The sequence below is a fragment of the Nocardia sp. NPDC060220 genome (assembly GCF_042727815.1).
Lineage (GTDB): Bacteria > Actinomycetota > Actinomycetes > Mycobacteriales > Mycobacteriaceae > Nocardia.
This window is the reverse complement of the sequence record NZ_JBHWZY010001399.1, coordinates 1-1,014: the sequence shown is the minus strand read 5'-3', so window position 1 is coordinate 1,014 and position 1,014 is coordinate 1. Positions and strand designations below refer to the sequence as shown.

Below are 1,014 nucleotides of genomic sequence, written 5' to 3'. Positions count from 1 at the left end.
GTCCTCGATACCTGGTACCCCAGCCCCGCGCTGGGCGAGTTCACCGAGACCGGCTCCCAGCGCCTCGACGCCGCCGACGTGCCCGAGTTCGCCGAACTCCTCGGCGTGGACGCGGCGCGTGGGGTCGAGGTGATCGCGGTGCGCACCACGATCGCGGACCTGTCGGCCGCCCCGGTCGACGCGCATGACGTCTACCTGCGTCTGCACCTGCTCTCGCACCGCCTCGTGCGACCGCACGGCCTGAACCTCGACGGCCAGTTCGGCCTGCTCAGCAATGTCGTGTGGACCAACCACGGCCCGTGCGCGGTCGACGGCTTCGAGCAGACGCGCCTGAAGCTGCGCGCCCGCGGCCCGGTAACGGTGCTCAGCGTCGACAAGTTCCCCCGCCTGGTCGACTACGTGGTCCCCGCCGGTGTACGCATTGGCGACGCCGACCGGGTTCGGCTCGGCGCGCACCTGGCCGCGGGCACCACCGTCATGCACGAGGGCTTCGTCAACTTCAACGCGGGCACCCTCGGCAACTCGATGGTCGAGGGCCGTATCTCGGCGGGCGTCGTGGTCGGCGACGGCTCCGATGTGGGCGGCGGCGCCTCCATCATGGGCACCCTGTCCGGCGGCGGCACCCAGGTCATCTCGGTCGGCGAGCGTTCGCTGCTCGGCGCCAACGCGGGTGTCGGCATCTCCCTCGGCAACGATTGCGTGATCGAGGCCGGCCTCTACGTCACCGCGGGCACCAAGGTCACCGGACCCGACGGCACCGTCGTCAAGGCCGCGAGCCTGTCGGGTCAGGACAATCTGCTGTTCCGTCGCAATTCCACCACCGGCGCCGTCGAGGTCGTGCCGCGTAAGGGCACCGGCGTCGAACTGAACGCCGCATTGCACGCCAACGATTGATCTCCTCGAATTGCCGGGCCGAGCGGCCCCGCCATTAGCGGCACCAGAAACAAATAAGCAAATATTTCGGTTTAATGACGATGAAACCGAATGTGGGACAAGCAATTTCGCACGCTAAAC

General features: G+C 67.9%; 1 protein-coding gene. It reads left to right on the top strand.

Annotated elements, in window-relative coordinates; all coding sequences use genetic code 11:
- A partial coding sequence (dapD, locus tag ACFWF3_RS37075) for a 2,3,4,5-tetrahydropyridine-2,6-dicarboxylate N-succinyltransferase (protein WP_379318941.1) occupies positions 1 to 894 on the top strand: 894 nt, incomplete at its 5' end.
- Positions 895 to 1,014 lie beyond the last annotated feature (120 nt).